The organism is Bacillus sp. AR4-2, from assembly GCF_008274865.1.
Classification (GTDB): Bacteria; Bacillota; Bacilli; order Bacillales; family Bacillaceae_G; genus Bacillus_A; species Bacillus_A cereus.
Map to the genome: position 1 here is coordinate 1,691,161 of NZ_CP031062.1, position 15,179 is coordinate 1,706,339.

Here is a 15,179-nt window from a genome sequence, read left to right on the forward strand (position 1 = left end):
AATGAGAAATGGTTATATTAGGAGCAGTTGTAAATGGAATTTGTATTATATTTGGTACTTTACTTGGTAAATTATTTAGTAGGATTCCAGAAAGTATGAAAGGGACGATAATGCACGCAATCGGTTTAGCGGTTACTGTGCTTGGGCTTCAAATGGCATTAAAAAGTGAAAACTTTCTTGTTGTCATACTGAGTTTAGTGATTGGTACGGTAATTGGAGAATGGTTACAATTAGAAGAAAAGTTAAAACATTTAGGGGATTGGCTAGAAAATAAAGTTGGATCGAAAGGGAAAGGTAGCATATCAGAAGGTTTTGTAACAGCTACTTTAATTTTTGCAATTGGCGCGATGGGGATACTTGGTGCACTTGACAGTGGGATTCGCGGAAATCATGATATTTTATTTACAAAGGCGATTATCGATGGATTTATTTCTATTATATTAACGACAACTCTAGGAATTGGCGTAGTATTTTCGGCGATTCCAGTTGTTTTATATGAAGGTGGTATTGCAGTTTTTGCAACACAAATTAATAGTTTTGTCCCGAAAGAATTAATGAACCAATTTATAGTGGAGATGACGGCTACGGGCGGTATTATGATATCTGCTATTGGATTGAACTTGCTTAGTATTATTAAAATCAAGGTGGCAAATTTACTTCCAGGTATATTGGTAGTGGGTGTAATTGTTTCAATTATTTATGGTTACGGTTTGTTAGTAAATTAGTAGAGGATGGAAACACATATGGAGGAATTTCAATTTACAAAACGTGTGCATAAAATATTGGAGATTGCAGCAAAAGAGAGTGAGTATAACATAATTCACCCAGTCCATCTGTTTATAGGTATGTGTAAAGAAGGTACAGGAGTTTGCGCTGAGTTATTTATGTATTTGTTTCACAAAGTCGGTCCAGATTTTTTAGAAAAACTTTCGTTACGAAAACAATTCGATTTACATAATCAAGAGTATAAAAAAATAGGGCAATATAAACTATCTTATAAGGCGATAGAAATTTTACAAATAGCGAAGAAACGTATGGAACGCTTTCAGCAAGTAGTAGTAAATGAAGGACATGTTATGTATGCATTATTTCGTGTAGATACAAATATTGGTGGATTTATACATACACAAATGCAAAAAGATATATTACGTATTACAGCTGCACCGAGAGACTTAGCGGTTGATTTAAATCGTTTTAAAGCTATTTATAATACATTATTTTGTCATGTAAGAAGAGTTAGTCCTTCTGATTTTGATAAGTTATCACGATTTGTAGTGGATGAATTTGGTGAACGGTGGTTACAGTCGATTGATTATGGATTTCGGACATATAACGAAAAGTTACCTATCTATATTGCACAGCAGGAGGAAGTAATAGTTGGTTTCGCCTGTTACGATGTAGTGAGAGGAAAGAAAGGCTTGTTTGGTCCAATGGGCATAGCGAAACAAAATCGTGTGAAAGGTGTAGGAAAAGAATTATTGCATCATTGTTTATATAATATGAAGCAAGATGGATATGAATATGCGATTATTGGACAAGCAGGTCCCATTGAGTTTTACGAGAGAAATTGTAATGCTCGTTTAATACCGATAGATAATAAGTAACCAACTTCATATAGAGGAGTTGGTTTTATTATGAAAATGATGTAGAGATGTAGTGGTTTTTACTAGAAAATAGCGGGTTTTGTAGTAAATCTTGCATATAAAGCAAATTACTAAACTTTTTACAAGAAAGGGTGTAGAATGGGTATCTAAAGAAAGAAGGTGTGAAAATGGCCAGCTGGAAACGGAATTTAATGATTTGTTGGCTAGGTTGTTTTACCACTGCAGCCGGTATGAGTTTAGTAATTCCTTTCTTATCTTTTTATATTGAGGAATTAGGAGTAACTGGCACTTCAAGCATTGCACAGTGGTCGGGACTTGCATTTGGTGTAACATTTTTAATGGGTGCGATCGTATCGCCAATATGGGGAAAGCTTGGTGATATACATGGACGGAAATTGATGCTTATTCGTGCTAGCCTCGGTATGGCGATTATTATGACGCTTATGGGGTTTGTAACGGATGTGTATCAACTAGTCGCACTAAGATTTTTAATGGGAGCAGTATCTGGTTTCCTTTCAACAGCGATGACATTTATTGCAGCAGAAACTCCGAAAGAACATTCAGGTTGGGCGATTTCCACAATTTCAACTGGTGGTGTGAGCGGTTCGTTACTTGGCCCGTTACTTGGAGGTTATTTGTCTGAGTTAATTGGAATGCGTCATGTCTTTCTTGTTACAGGAGCTTTTTTATTCCTTTCCTTTCTCATCGTTTTTTTCTTCTTGCATGAAGAAAATCACTCTGCTCAAGCAAAAAAAACACAGCCGAAAAAAGTATGGACGATGGTCCCAGCGAAGCATTTAATTATTAGTTTATTTGTAACAACATTTATTATTCAACTTGCTAATATGTCAGTTCAACCAATTGTTACATTGTACGTGAAAAATTTAGTAGGTCCTCATACTGCACATATTGAAACAATTGCGGGTGCAGTTATGTCAGCGACAGGATTAGCCGTTATTTTGGCAGCACCAAGACTAGGAAGATTATCAGATCATATCGGTCCTCAAAAAACGTTAGTTGTAGCGTTGTTTGCAGCTGGAATTATTTTTATCCCGCAAGCATTTGTAACCTCAGCTTGGCAACTATTAATTCTTCGATTTTTATTAGGTATCGCACAAGCAGGATTATTGCCTTCCGTACAAACTCTACTAAAACAACATACACCAACCCATGTTACGGGACGAATATTTGGATATAATCAGTCGTTTCAGTTTTTAGGAAATATGATTGGGCCAGTGCTCGGGGGACAAATTGCAGCGCATGCAGGCTTCCAATATGTTTTCCTCTCTACATCATCACTATTATTTATTGCGTGTATTTGGGTTTATTTTCATAATAAGAACGAAGAAGTATCAGAGAAACAACGTTTGGAAGTTAGTTAACTAAGTGAATGAAAAAGAAAAAGGATGAAGCAACATGTGCTTCATCCTTTTTCTTTAAAATCGAAGACAAAGATAACTTAATGTACCAAGCTCGTAACTACGGTGAATGACTTCACCGCTATTTTCACTACTTCCCATAGCGATAAATAAAGGAACAAAATGTTCTGCTCTTGGTACTGCTAATTGTGCATGAGGAGCATTTTTCTCCCAATTAAACAATGAATCTTTATCGTTATTCTGCATATGTTTAATAATCCAATCATCAAATTCAATTGCCCATTTTTCAGGTGTAGTTTGATTCCATTTCAGTGCTCGTAAATTATGAACGGTAACGCCACTCCCGATTACTAAAATATCTTCTTGTCCGAGTCCTTTAAGTGCTTCTCCAATTTCAAATTGTTCTTTTGCAGAAAGGAATGGATTGACTGATATTTGCACGACAGGAATATTTGCTTCTGGATACATGCGGTGCAGGAGTGTCCATGAACCATGATCTAAACCTCTCGTCATATTATGATGGACTGAAATACCTTTGTTCTTAAATTTTGTTTCTAAAATAGATGCAATATGAGAAGAGCCTTTCGCACGATATTTGATTTCGTATAACTCAGGGGGAAAACCTCCAAAATCATAAATTGTTTCATACTCGTTATCTGATGAGGAAATCGTTAATACTTCACTTTCCCAGTGAGCAGTGAAAATAACAATTGCTTTCGGTTTATATGTTTCTCCAAGTATTTTTAAAAATCGTGTATAGTCTGTATCTTGAATAGCGAGCATAGGCGAACCATGTGCTAAAAATAATGATGGCATCATAATAGTAGAAACCTCCTAAAAATTATATAATTACTTTATGTAAGTAACTATATAATTTTATTTTGAATTCGTCAAGAGATTAGTTTAAAAGCAAGTCTGAAAAATACATCATTTGTCATAATGAAAGCAATTACATATAATATAAAATAAGAAAAGTGAATGGATATTCATTTTCTTAAAGCTATACATAATAGAGTTGGGGGCTGACGAAATGAATGTACAGGAAAGTTTCGTTACGGCATTGGATGGATCGGAAATTTATTTGCGTAAATGGTTACCAGAAGGAGATCCGAGAGGAATTATTCAAATTGCACATGGCATGACAGAGCATGCAGGGGTGTATACAGAATTTGTAGATGCTTTATTGGAAGCAGGGTATGGTGTTTATGCGCATGATCATAAAGGACATGGGAAAACAGTAAAAAAAGAAGAAGATTATGGTCATTTTGAACCAAATATAGGGTGGAATCAAGTTGTATCGGATGTTATCTTTGTTTCAGAAAGGATAAAAGAAGAGCAGTCAAGTCCTTTGTTTTTACTTGGACATAGTATGGGTTCTTTTTTATCAAGACGTGCTGTACAACTTAGGGGTGAACTATACGATGGATTTCTGATTTCAGGAACAGGTGGAAATCCAGGGCTTTTAGGAGCTATTGGTCATAAAGTAGCAACAATCGAAATGAAATTGCGCGGGGCAAAAACGAAAAGTCCAATGTTAAACTTTTTATCTTTTGGAAACTTCAATTCGAACTTTAAGCCAAATCGTACAAAATTTGATTGGTTATCTTCAGATAATAATCAAGTTGATAAATATATTGCGGATCCGTTATGTGGTTTCATTTGTACGACGAGTTTTTACCGAGAATTATTTTCTGGAGTATTAGAAGTAAATAAACTAGAAGAATACAAGAAGACGCCAAAGAATCTTCCAATACATATATTCTCTGGTGATCGTGATCCTGTTGGCGATATGGGGAAAGGTGTAAAAGAAGTATATGAAAACTATAAAAAATGTGGTGTGAAAGACGTGACACTACGTTTATATGAAAATGGTAGACATGAAATGTTTCATGAAGTAAATAAGGATGAAGTATTTAAAGATTTAATTTCGTGGTTAGATGCGCATAATAAATGAGAAAGATAATCCCAAACTGTTTGTAATTTGGGATTATTTATTATACAGAAATAGGGGCAATAAATTCTTAAATTCACTTTACTTAATAAAAAATAAATCTTATTCTATAGTCGTTCAAAAAATAAAGAAATATTGTATGAGAGGAAACCTCACTTTTCTGAAGTGAGGTTTTTTGTAGTAACGAAGTAATAGTGAATAAAACTAATTTTAAAAGTAACCTAAAATCAAACTTTTTATAAAGCAACAGATGCTCGTTCATAATAGTAGTATAATAGTGAATGAGGTGTTAATAGAATGGAAGATAGAACATTAGGTTTATTACTAGATGTTGTTGGGGAATTATTTTCAGATGAAATTTCAATTGCTGTTTCGAATACGAAAGAATATATTTACTATCGGCCAAGTAAACGAATTGATTTAAAGATTAGTGTCGGGGATCCTATAAAGGAAGGAACGATTGCTCATAAAGCGATGGTGATGAATCAAAAAACATCTGAGTTTATGAATCGGGATGTTTTTGGTATTCCTTATCATGGAATGGCTGTACCATTTTCAAACAATGGAAAGCTTGAAGGGTGCGTAACGGCAATTTATCCAGCTTTAACGGATGGAAAGTCAGTCGTTACTTTAAAAACAACAGACGGCTGGATTCCGGTTCCTTTTTCAAAGGTTATGTATTTAGAGGCTAAAGATAAAAAGACGTACGTGAATTCAGAAGAGTTATCAGGAACACATAAATACTCTCTGCAAGAATTCGAATACTTGCTTCCGAAAGATTCATTTATTAGATGTCACCGTTCGTTTATTGTAAATGTTAATCATATTAAAGCGATTTATCCTGATACCCATTCTACTTTTGTACTTTCGATGGATAATGGTGAGAGAGTACCAGTTAGTCAATCATACGCTAGTTATTTCCGTAAGCTTCTAGGATTCTAAATTTTTCTGCTTTAGAACCTAGATTTGCTGTTCTGTCTGAATTTTCGGCATTGTATACTAAAATCCCTATTTTGATAGTGTTAATGTGTAAAATAATTATGAATATTCAATGAGAGAGGGATTACATATGGAGAATAATTTAGATAGAATCAGAGATCAACGTCTAAAAGATCGGGTAGTTACACCTGAAGAAGCAGCCTCCTGGATTCAAAGTGGAATGACTTTAGGCTTAAGTGGGTTTACACGTGCAGGTGATGTAAAAGCAGTCCCATTTGCGCTTGTAAACCGAGTTAAGAATGATAAATCTTTTAAAGTAAATGTTTATACTGGGGCTTCTTTAGGCTCGGATGTAGACAAATTATTTGCTGAGGCAGGAATTTTAGGGAAAAGATTACCTTTCCAAGCTGACGCGACTATGCGAAAAGGAATTAATAACGGAGACTTTTTATTTGTGGATCAACACTTGTCTCATACAGCAGAGTTACTCCGCGCTGACGTTCTGGATATAGATTTCGCTATTTTGGAAGCGGTTGCGATTACAGAGGACGGAATGATTATTCCAACCACTTCAATTGGAAATTCCTTAGCGTTTTCCTTAAATGCTAAGTCTATTATTATTGAAATGAATATGGCTCAATCCGCGCAATTAGAGGGGCTACATGATCTATATGAACCAGGTAAACAAGGGGAGAGGCTTCCAATTCCGCTTGTGAAAACAGATGACCGAATTGGAACAATCGGTATTCCAATTGATCCTGAAAAAGTAAAGGGAATTGTGTTTACGAATCAATTGGATTCGCCATCGACAATTGTTCCTCCGGATGAAGAAACTGTTATTATGGCACAGCATTTAATAGAATTCCTTCGAGAAGAAGTTAAAGTAGGCCGATTAACAAATCGTTTAGCGCCGTTACAATCAGGAATTGGTTCAGTGGCTAACGCCGTATTGCATGGAATGTTAGATTCAGAATTTGAAGATTTAGAAGTATATTCCGAGGTTTTACAAGATGCAGTTTTTGATCTTATGGATGCTGGAAAAGTCAATTTTGCTTCTTGTTGTTCTATCACGCTTTCTGAAGAGAAAATGCAACAAGTATTTTCTAACTTTGAAAAATATCGTGACAAATTAATGATGCGTCCGCAAGAGATTTCCAATCATCCTGAAATCATTCGTCGCCTTGGATTAATCTCAATTAATACTGCATTAGAATTAGATATATACGGAAATGTTAACTCTACTCACGTTTTAGGTACAAAAATGATGAATGGTATTGGTGGGTCTGGTGATTTTGCAAGAAATGCACGCTTAGCTATCTTTGTTACTAAATCGATTGCGAAAGGTGGTAACATTTCAAGTATTGTTCCTTTCGTTTCTCATGTAGACCATACTGAACATGATGTAGATGTTATCGTCACTGAACAGGGGTATGCCGACTTAAGGGGACTTGCGCCAAGAGAAAGAGTGGAACTTATTATTGAGAATTGCGCACATCCAATGTATCGTGATCAACTACGTGCTTATTACGAAGAAGCAAAAACAAGAGGTGGACAAACTCCTCATATTTTAGAAAAAGCTTTTTCTTGGCATACGAATTATGCTAAAAATGGAACAATGCTTGAAGCGGTAGTAGAAACTGTATAGGTTTGTATCGTACAAAATAGTAAAATGAATGAGTGAGTTTGAAGATTAAATTTTAGAAAAAGAGAACGCCAACTTTTAGGGATGGCGTTCTTTTTCTTTAAAAAAATTGTTGAAAATTGTACTGGTTATAATAAAGATTTATAAAAATAATCTCTAATTTATGAAAATAAAAGGTTTTTTGAAGTGCTTTCCGAATCAATTTAGTAGTTTACATATCGAAGGTGAGGAAAAAGAATCATGAAGATAAGAGAAGCGTTATTAAGTGAAGCAAATGAATTAAGTGAACTCGCACTACAATCAAAAGCAACGTGGGATTATAGTGAAGAATTCATACTTGCTTGTAAGGAAGATTTAACAATTACAGAAGAATACATAAAAAATAATTTTGTATATGTTTTAGAAAACGATAATGCGAAGATTGGTTTTTTCTCATTTTTACGTAATGATAAAGCTCTCGATTTCTTGTACATTCATCCTGATTACAAAGGAAAAGGTTACGGGAAAATACTTTGGGAGTATGTAATAGAAAAAGCCAATGAACTAGGATTAAAAAGTTTTACGATTGATAGTGATCCGAATGCAAAAGGATATTACTTGAAAATGGGAGCACAGTTAATAGGAGAGACACCATCAACTGTCTTTAAGGGTCGTGTACTGCCTCTTTTGAAATATGATGTGTAAAACTATTAATAGTAGGGGAAGATTAGAATGGGTGATGTAAAGGAAAAAAGAATATATGAAGCACTAATAAAATCGTGGTCGATTGAAACAAGTTCAAAGTGGATAATTGAAAACCCAGCAAAGGGACAATGTGGTGTTACAGCTCTTGTCGTTCAAGACATATATGGAGGAGAAATTAAAAAGACAAAAGTAAGAGAGGTATGGCACTTTTATAACTTTATAGATGGGCAGAGATTTGATTTTACAGAGACTCAATTCAATGGGAAATTGAATTATATGGATGAAAAGTCAAATCGGGAAGAAGCATTTGCAGATACAAATGAAAAACAATATAGCATTTTGAAGGGAAAAATAACGAAAGAATTAAAATTATCTTTTGACTCTTAATCTTTAATAAGTTACTATAATGGTGGTAACTTATTAAAGGGAACTTCATAGAGTTGAAAGGGGAAATACTTTTGAAAACAACTTATGTAAACGCTACAATTGTAACGATGAATGAACAAAACGAAGTGATAGAAAATGGATATATCATTGTAGAAAATGATCAAATTATAGATGTAAAGAGCGGAGAATTCGCTAATGATTTTGAAGTAGATGAAGTAATTGACATGAAAGGAAAGTGGGTTTTACCAGGGCTTGTAAATACACATACACACGTTGTAATGAGTCTCCTAAGAGGTATTGGCGATGATATGTTATTACAGCCGTGGCTTGAGACGAGAATTTGGCCACTGGAAAGTCAATTTACTCCCCAAATTGCGGTCGCTAGTACGGAATTAGGATTACTTGAGATGGTGAAAAGTGGTACAACATCATTCTCTGACATGTTTAATCCAATTGGAGTAGATCAAGACGCAATTATGGAAACGGTATCAAGGAGCGGGATGCGAGCTGCTGTTTCAAGGACTTTATTTAGCTTCGGAACGAAAGACGATGAAAAGAAAGCGATTGAAGAAGCTGAGAAATATGTGAAGCGTTACTATAACGAAAGTGGCATGTTAACTACGATGGTTGCACCACATAGTCCATATACATGTAGTACAGAATTGTTAGAAGAGTGCGCACGGATTGCAGTAGAGAATCAAACAATGGTTCATATCCACCTTTCTGAAACAGAGCGTGAAGTACGTGATATTGAAGCACAGTACGGAAAACGTCCAGTAGAATATGCAGCGAGCTGCGGATTGTTTAAACGCCCAACAGTTATTGCACACGGTGTAGTATTAAATGATGATGAGCGTGCATTTTTAGCAGAACATGATGTTCGAGTAGCACATAACCCAAATAGTAATTTAAAACTAGGTTCTGGTATAGCGAATGTAAAAGCGATGCTAGAAGCAGGAATAAAAGTAGGAATTGCAACAGATAGTGTTGCATCTAACAATAATTTAGACATGTTTGAAGAAATGCGCATAGCGACTTTATTACAAAAAGGTATTCACCAAGATGCAACAGCATTACCAGTTGAAACAGCTCTTACACTTGCGACTAAAGGGGCTGCTGAAGTAATCGGGATGAAACAAACAGGGTCACTAGAAGCTGGTAAGTGTGCTGATTTTATTACGATTGACCCGTCTAATAAGCCGCATTTACAACCAGCGGATGAAGTGTTATCACACCTTGTATATGCTGCTAGTGGAAAAGATATAAGCGATGTAATTATTAACGGAAAACGTGTCGTTTGGAATGGCGAATGTAAAACGTTAGATGAAGAGCGTATTATATTTGAAGCAAGTCGTTATAAACGAGGTCTGCAAAGATAGATAATTATGTGGCAGTTGAAAAAGCTATCCTTTTAAAAGGATAGCTTTTTTCTTGAACGAATAAATATTCAAAAGAATGTCGCATCTTTCTGTTAGTATTTCTGCTATAATATATTACGCTTTATAATATTTTATATTTAAGGAGAACAACTCATGAAGCGAAAAAAGAGCCATTTAATGGTAATGGCACTTGTTACATCTTTATTATTAACAGCTTGTAATAATAAAGCGGATAAAAGTGACATAGAGGTTAAAAAACAAGTGTTAAATGTAACAGTATCAGAAGAAATTCCTTCTCTGGACACTGTGAAAACAACAGATGGTACATCAGCACACATTATGCAGAATATATTTGAAGGGTTATATGTATTAAACGATCAAGATCAGCCTACTCCAGCCATAGCAAAATCGTTTAAAAGAAGTGAAGATGGTAAGAAATATACATTTGACTTGCGTAAAGATGCAAAATGGTCAAATGGGGATAATGTAACAGCAAATGATTTTATATTTGCTTGGAAACGTGCAATTAACCCTGAAACAGCCTCTCAATATGCGTCCATGCTCTTTTATGTAAAAAATGCGAAAGAGATCAATAAGGGAACAATGCCTCTTGATGCACTTGGGGTTAAAGCGATAAATAATTATACGTTAGAAGTTGAACTCGAACAGCCAGTTCCGTATTTTTTACAGTTGTTAGCACTACCTATATACTTACCACAGCATGAATCATTTTTGAAAGAACAAGGAAACAATTATGCATTGGAACCTAGTAATCTCATATATAACGGTCCATTTGTATTAGAAAAATGGAAGCATGAACAAGAGTTTCAATTAAAGAAAAATACTACATATTGGGATCGAAAGAAAGTGAAATTAGATGAAATAAACTTTCATATCCTAAAGGATACAATGACAGCTGTAAATTTATATGAAGCCGGAGATTTGGATCGAGTACCTATTAATTCGCAAGTTGTAGACAAGTATAAAGGGAATAAGGAATTACATATGTCGAGTGATCCTGGAATTGCTATGCTTCGTTTTAATGAAAAAAATAACGCGTTAGCAAATAAAAAGGTGCGTCAATCTATTTCATTAGCGTTAAATAAAGATGATTTCGTTGCTCACTTTATTAATAACGGAGCAAAACCTGCAAGTGGACTTGTACCAGTTGGTCATGTAAATGAAGTGACTGGTAAAGATTTTAGAAAAGAAAATGGAGATATTTCCTCATATGATTTGCAAAATGCGAAAAAACTTTGGGAAGAAGCGAAAAAAGAGCTTGGGGTAGAACAAGTAAACCTAGGGTTCTTAACGTTCGAACAAGATAACGCAATACGTATGGCAGAATATATAAAAGGTGATTTAGAGAAGAATTTGCAAGGACTCGCGATACAAATTAAACAACAGCCATTTAAGCAAAAATTACAGTTAGAACAAATAGGTGATTACGATATAACTATGGCAAATTGGGGACCTGACTATAAAGACCCAATTAGTTATTTAGAGTTATTTACGACAGGGAATCCGAATAATAAAATGAATTATTCTAATGTTCGTTACGATGAATTAATAAAGAAAGCGAAAACGGATTTTGTACTAGATACGGAAAAACGATGGGAAGCGTTGCGAGAAGCCGAGCAGGTATTATTAGAAGATGCTGCGGTGGCGCCGCTTTATCATATTGGCTCAGCATATGTACAAAAGGATTATGTAAAAGGAATTGAAAAGCATCAATTTGGTGGTATTTATACTTATAAGAATGCTTATATTGCTAATGAATAAATACAAAAAACCTTACTTTTTAAAAGTAAGGTTTTTTACACATAAATTCTATTAAACTGATTTTAATAAAGTGTAAAAATTCGTATCATATGGGATATCATCTTGATACATATAATTTTTTAGAACGCCTTCTTTTTCAAAACCTAATTTTAATAGTACTTTATTGGAAGCTTCATTTTCAAGAAATACAATTGCTCCAATCCGCTTTAAATGAATCGTATGGAAACCGTATGATATAACCTCAGAAACAGCTTCAGTCGCATATCCTTTTCCCCAGTGTTCAGGCAAAAAGGCATAACTTATATTGGCTCGTTTATGCTCAGAAGACCAATCGTGAAAACCAATGGTACCGATGAGTTCTTTCTTGTCTTTTAATTCGATTCCCCATTTTATACCGCTTCTTGCATTGTAACTCAACTTAAAGTTATGAATGATTTGTTTCACTTGATCAACATCTTGTAACGGTTTTTGGCCATAATAGCGCAGTACATTGGTATTAGAAAAGCATTGTAGTATACGCGGTGCATCTTCTTCGGTAAGTTCTCTTAAAATAAGTCTTTCAGTTTTTAATAAAGGAAACATATTTTCGCTCCTTTGCACATGAAAATAGAATGTATTTGTTATTATATAATTTAATCTGAAAATAAAGATTATTCAAGGTGTAAGGGTAGATTTGATTTATGATAAACTTAGATGTGGAATATATTTCAAAAAAGAGGTTTGGAAATGGAAAAAAATTCGATATTAATTGTAGATGACGATAAAGATATTATTCAATTTATTAATGTGAATTTAAAACAAGAAGGTTTTAAAGTTTTTAGTGCTCATAACGGAGAAGAGGCTTTAGAAATAATAAATAATAACAGTATTCAACTTGCTATTTTGGATATTATGATGCCTCAAATGGATGGTATAGAACTTTGTAGAAGGATTAGAGAGAAACATAGTTTACCAATTATGTTTTTAAGCGCGAAATCATCGGATGTAGATAAGGTAATTGGATTTAGTACTGGGGCAGATGATTATATTGTGAAGCCGTTCAGTACAATTGAATTTATAGCAAGAGTGAAAGCTCAATTAAGAAGGTATACATATTTCAATCAAAATGCTCCCCAAGTAATGGAAAAGAAAATAAATATTAGAGGTTTAGAAATAGATGAAGTGTCGAGAACAGTAATGTTATATGGAGAGAGAATCAATCTTACGAAAACTGAATATGATATTTTACACTTAATGGCAGCTGCAAGGAATCGTGTGTTCACAATTGAAGAAATATATGAGAGCGTTTGGAACGAAAGAGCCTATGAAAGTAATAATACAGTAATGGTTCATATTGCAAGATTGAGAAATAAAATTGAAGAGAATCCAAAAGAACCGAAGTTTATACAAAATGTTTGGGGAGTCGGATATAAAATTGAAGATTAAATCATTACAAGGCATTAGAGCTAAGTTTTTTATCGCATTCATATGTAGCATCTTGTTAGCGACTGTAAGTATAATAGTGTTTCAAATTTTGGTTGGAAATATATATAGTCAGGTTAATGTTTTAGAGGAAAAATATTCATTTTTATATTTTATAGTTTTTTTGATTTTTACTACAACATACTTTGCATTAATGACAAAAACACTGATGAAAAGGTTATCTCAAATTAACAAGAACGTGAAGGAAATAAGTGACGGTAATTTTGAAATACATATACCTATTTTGAAAAATGACGAGATTGGTGAACTAGCGGCAAATGTTAATAGAATGGCGAAAAGTTTAAAAGAGTCTATCGAGAATGAAAAAAAATCACAGGAAATGAAAAATGAAATGATTAGTAATATTTCTCATGACTTACGAACGCCAGTAACATCTTTAATCGGTTATGCGGACCTGTTAGGAAATAAACTTCATTCGAATGGAGAAGAATGTGAACAGTATGTAAGTATATTAAAGCGAAAAAGTTATGAATTAAAAAATCAAGTAGATGATTTATTAGAATACTGTCAAATAAATTATAGAGAGATTGAATTACATAAAGATGAAGTAGATATGAAAGCATTAATTGAACAAATCATGATTGACTTTGTACCACAATTAGATGATGCCAATATGAGCTTTTATATTAAAAGTGATGAAGTGCTACATGTAGAAGTTGATGTGACACTTATAGTGAGACTATTTGAAAATGTAATAGGTAATAGTATTATGTACGGGAGAGATGGAAAGGGAATTGCAATTGAAATTTTCAATAAAACAATGAATGTTGAAGTAGAAATTAAAAATTTTGGACAATGTATTCCGAAAGAGGACCTTCCTTACATTTTTGAGAAGTTTTATCGTAGTGAAAAATCACGTAGTTCTCATACGGGCGGTAAAGGAATAGGACTTGCAATTTCAAAAAGTATAGCCGAGCTCCATCAAGGGGATATCACTGTACGTAGTAATGATAAAGAAACAGTTTTTACTGTGAAATTACCGCAGTATAAAAAAGTAAGAAAGTCGTAAGTATTTCTTTTATATGTCGTAATTTTTACTTTGTATCATTGAGAAAAAGGATATGAGAGTAGGGATGCGACATGTGGAAGAAATTTTTATTAGTAATTATAGTTTCTTTTTTAATTATAAGTTGGATCTTAGTTTATGTAGCTAATGGTGTTACATCAGTCTTTGTTTGGTGGAGTATACAGGCTTTTAGTGTAATTTCCGTTTTTCTCTTAATAGGATCAATAATAATATTTTTTTGGAAAGGCATTTTTAGAAAGCGGATAGATAGAACGCTATTTTTAATCATTCTGTTTTCTATAATTGGAGCTTGGCCTTTCGGTTGGTTTGCTAATATAGGTAGAATTGCTTACCCAGCAGATATACAATCTATGAGTCCTAAAGTAGTAGTTCGTCTTCCTTTGAAGGAACGAGCATTAATCGGTTGGGGTGGTGATCGGTTAGAAACGAACTATCACGTTATAAAACCAAATGAAAGGTGGGCATATGATATTCTCATTCCACCTGCTGAAGTGAAAAGTAGTAAGTTAGAGGATTACGGAATATATGGAGCAAAAGTAATGGCGCCAGCTTCTGGGACGGTTGTATCAATTAATAATAATGAACAAGATTTAGTTCCGGGATCGGATAATTTTCAGTCAATGGCTGGTAATCATATTTATTTACGACTAGATGAAACGGGCACATTTTTGTTCCTTGGTCATTTAAAGAAAGGCTCAATTAAAGTAAAAGAAGGGCAACGTGTAAATGAAGGGGATATTCTTGCGCAAGTTGGTAACTCAGGAAGTTCAAGTGAGCCGCATTTACATATTCATCATCAAAGGCAAGATCCGTCCAAAGTAAGTATGTTTTTTGCGGAAGGATTGCCACTTTACTTTCGAACTGAAAATGGTGTGATGATGCCGGAAAGAGGGGCATACATAAGTGGTAACTAGAAGAAAATC

15 protein-coding genes are annotated in these 15,179 nt (G+C 34.2%); 13 read left to right on the plus strand and 2 right to left on the minus strand.

Features of this window, described 5'->3' with window-relative positions:
- Positions 1–8 precede the first annotated feature (8 nt).
- The 3 genes from DN399_RS08855 to DN399_RS08865 all read left to right on the plus strand — a co-directional run bounded on the left by DN399_RS08855 (position 9) and on the right by DN399_RS08865 (position 2,986).
- A complete protein-coding gene (locus DN399_RS08855) occupies positions 9–725 on the plus strand; it encodes a DUF554 domain-containing protein (protein ID WP_000236030.1) in 717 nt (238 codons plus the stop codon).
- An 18-nt stretch (positions 726–743) separates the two neighbouring features.
- Positions 744–1,604: a GNAT family N-acetyltransferase gene (locus tag DN399_RS08860; protein ID WP_103597463.1), complete on the plus strand. Its 861-nt coding sequence runs from the start codon at positions 744–746 to the stop codon at positions 1,602–1,604.
- 167 nt (positions 1,605–1,771) lie between these two features.
- Positions 1,772–2,986 (plus strand): multidrug efflux MFS transporter, encoded by a 1,215-nt coding sequence (locus DN399_RS08865; protein ID WP_000179302.1) that lies wholly within the window; start codon positions 1,772–1,774, stop codon positions 2,984–2,986.
- A gap of 54 nt (positions 2,987–3,040) precedes the next feature.
- Here the strand turns inward: DN399_RS08865 and DN399_RS08870 are convergent, their stop codons facing one another.
- Positions 3,041–3,802 (minus strand): DODA-type extradiol aromatic ring-opening family dioxygenase, encoded by a 762-nt coding sequence (locus DN399_RS08870; RefSeq protein ID WP_046392611.1) that lies wholly within the window; start codon positions 3,800–3,802, stop codon positions 3,041–3,043.
- A gap of 211 nt (positions 3,803–4,013) precedes the next feature.
- Between DN399_RS08870 and DN399_RS08875 the strand changes: the two genes are divergently transcribed.
- The 7 genes from DN399_RS08875 to DN399_RS08905 all read left to right on the plus strand — a co-directional run bounded on the left by DN399_RS08875 (position 4,014) and on the right by DN399_RS08905 (position 11,747).
- Complete coding sequence (locus tag DN399_RS08875; RefSeq protein ID WP_001102583.1) at positions 4,014–4,937, plus strand: alpha/beta hydrolase; 924 nt, start codon at positions 4,014–4,016, stop codon at positions 4,935–4,937.
- Positions 4,938–5,231: 294 nt separating this feature from the next.
- Positions 5,232–5,876: a LytTR family DNA-binding domain-containing protein gene (locus DN399_RS08880; RefSeq protein ID WP_000390211.1), complete on the plus strand. Its 645-nt coding sequence runs from the start codon at positions 5,232–5,234 to the stop codon at positions 5,874–5,876.
- Positions 5,877–6,003: 127 nt separating this feature from the next.
- Positions 6,004–7,518, plus strand: a complete 1,515-nt coding sequence (locus tag DN399_RS08885; RefSeq protein ID WP_086391755.1) for a succinyl-CoA:acetate CoA-transferase ScpC — start codon at positions 6,004–6,006, stop codon at positions 7,516–7,518.
- A 237-nt stretch (positions 7,519–7,755) separates the two neighbouring features.
- Complete coding sequence (locus DN399_RS08890; protein ID WP_000701909.1) at positions 7,756–8,199, plus strand: GNAT family N-acetyltransferase; 444 nt, start codon at positions 7,756–7,758, stop codon at positions 8,197–8,199.
- Between the two features lie 27 nt (positions 8,200–8,226).
- Entirely contained in the window at positions 8,227–8,586 is a 360-nt protein-coding gene (locus tag DN399_RS08895) for a YunG family protein (protein WP_149149505.1), read from the plus strand.
- A 53-nt stretch (positions 8,587–8,639) separates the two neighbouring features.
- Positions 8,640–9,965, plus strand: a complete 1,326-nt coding sequence (locus DN399_RS08900) for a bifunctional S-methyl-5'-thioadenosine deaminase/S-adenosylhomocysteine deaminase (RefSeq protein WP_002023818.1) — start codon at positions 8,640–8,642, stop codon at positions 9,963–9,965.
- 153 nt (positions 9,966–10,118) lie between these two features.
- Positions 10,119–11,747 (plus strand): peptide ABC transporter substrate-binding protein, encoded by a 1,629-nt coding sequence (locus DN399_RS08905; RefSeq protein ID WP_000823500.1) that lies wholly within the window; start codon positions 10,119–10,121, stop codon positions 11,745–11,747.
- A 51-nt stretch (positions 11,748–11,798) separates the two neighbouring features.
- On the opposite strand, the gene DN399_RS08910 is transcribed toward DN399_RS08905, so the two are convergent.
- Positions 11,799–12,329 carry a GNAT family N-acetyltransferase gene (locus tag DN399_RS08910; RefSeq protein ID WP_149149506.1) on the minus strand — a complete coding sequence of 177 codons (531 nt, stop codon included), beginning with the start codon at positions 12,327–12,329 and terminating at the stop codon, positions 11,799–11,801.
- Positions 12,330–12,473: 144 nt separating this feature from the next.
- Between DN399_RS08910 and DN399_RS08915 the strand changes: the two genes are divergently transcribed.
- From DN399_RS08915 to DN399_RS08925, 3 genes are all read left to right on the plus strand, one after another.
- Complete coding sequence (locus DN399_RS08915; RefSeq protein ID WP_000414517.1) at positions 12,474–13,172, plus strand: response regulator transcription factor; 699 nt, start codon at positions 12,474–12,476, stop codon at positions 13,170–13,172.
- Positions 13,138–14,238 (plus strand): sensor histidine kinase, encoded by a 1,101-nt coding sequence (locus DN399_RS08920; RefSeq protein ID WP_164876547.1) that lies wholly within the window; start codon positions 13,138–13,140, stop codon positions 14,236–14,238. The genes DN399_RS08915 and DN399_RS08920 overlap by 35 nt, the downstream gene beginning before the upstream one ends.
- A gap of 71 nt (positions 14,239–14,309) precedes the next feature.
- Complete coding sequence (locus DN399_RS08925) at positions 14,310–15,170, plus strand: M23 family metallopeptidase (protein WP_033691928.1); 861 nt, start codon at positions 14,310–14,312, stop codon at positions 15,168–15,170.
- The last annotated feature ends 9 nt before the right edge of the window (positions 15,171–15,179 follow it).

Bases quoted from the DNA above. Each gene is read 5' to 3' on its own strand.
- DN399_RS08855 (WP_000236030.1), top strand. From the start codon at position 9: ATGGTTATATTAGGAGCAGTTGTAAATGGAATTTGTATTATATTTGGT.
- DN399_RS08860 (WP_103597463.1), top strand. From the start codon at position 744: ATGGAGGAATTTCAATTTACAAAACGTGTGCATAAAATATTGGAGATT.
- DN399_RS08865 (WP_000179302.1), top strand. From the start codon at position 1,772: ATGGCCAGCTGGAAACGGAATTTAATGATTTGTTGGCTAGGTTGTTTT.
- DN399_RS08870 (WP_046392611.1), bottom strand. From the start codon at position 3,802: ATGATGCCATCATTATTTTTAGCACATGGTTCGCCTATGCTCGCTATT.
- DN399_RS08875 (WP_001102583.1), top strand. From the start codon at position 4,014: ATGAATGTACAGGAAAGTTTCGTTACGGCATTGGATGGATCGGAAATT.
- DN399_RS08880 (WP_000390211.1), top strand. From the start codon at position 5,232: ATGGAAGATAGAACATTAGGTTTATTACTAGATGTTGTTGGGGAATTA.
- DN399_RS08885 (WP_086391755.1), top strand. From the start codon at position 6,004: ATGGAGAATAATTTAGATAGAATCAGAGATCAACGTCTAAAAGATCGG.
- DN399_RS08890 (WP_000701909.1), top strand. From the start codon at position 7,756: ATGAAGATAAGAGAAGCGTTATTAAGTGAAGCAAATGAATTAAGTGAA.
- DN399_RS08895 (WP_149149505.1), top strand. From the start codon at position 8,227: ATGGGTGATGTAAAGGAAAAAAGAATATATGAAGCACTAATAAAATCG.
- DN399_RS08905 (WP_000823500.1), top strand. From the start codon at position 10,119: ATGAAGCGAAAAAAGAGCCATTTAATGGTAATGGCACTTGTTACATCT.
- DN399_RS08910 (WP_149149506.1), bottom strand. From the start codon at position 12,329: ATGTTTCCTTTATTAAAAACTGAAAGACTTATTTTAAGAGAACTTACC.
- DN399_RS08915 (WP_000414517.1), top strand. From the start codon at position 12,474: ATGGAAAAAAATTCGATATTAATTGTAGATGACGATAAAGATATTATT.
- DN399_RS08920 (WP_164876547.1), top strand. From the start codon at position 13,138: ATGTTTGGGGAGTCGGATATAAAATTGAAGATTAAATCATTACAAGGC.
- DN399_RS08925 (WP_033691928.1), top strand. From the start codon at position 14,310: ATGTGGAAGAAATTTTTATTAGTAATTATAGTTTCTTTTTTAATTATA.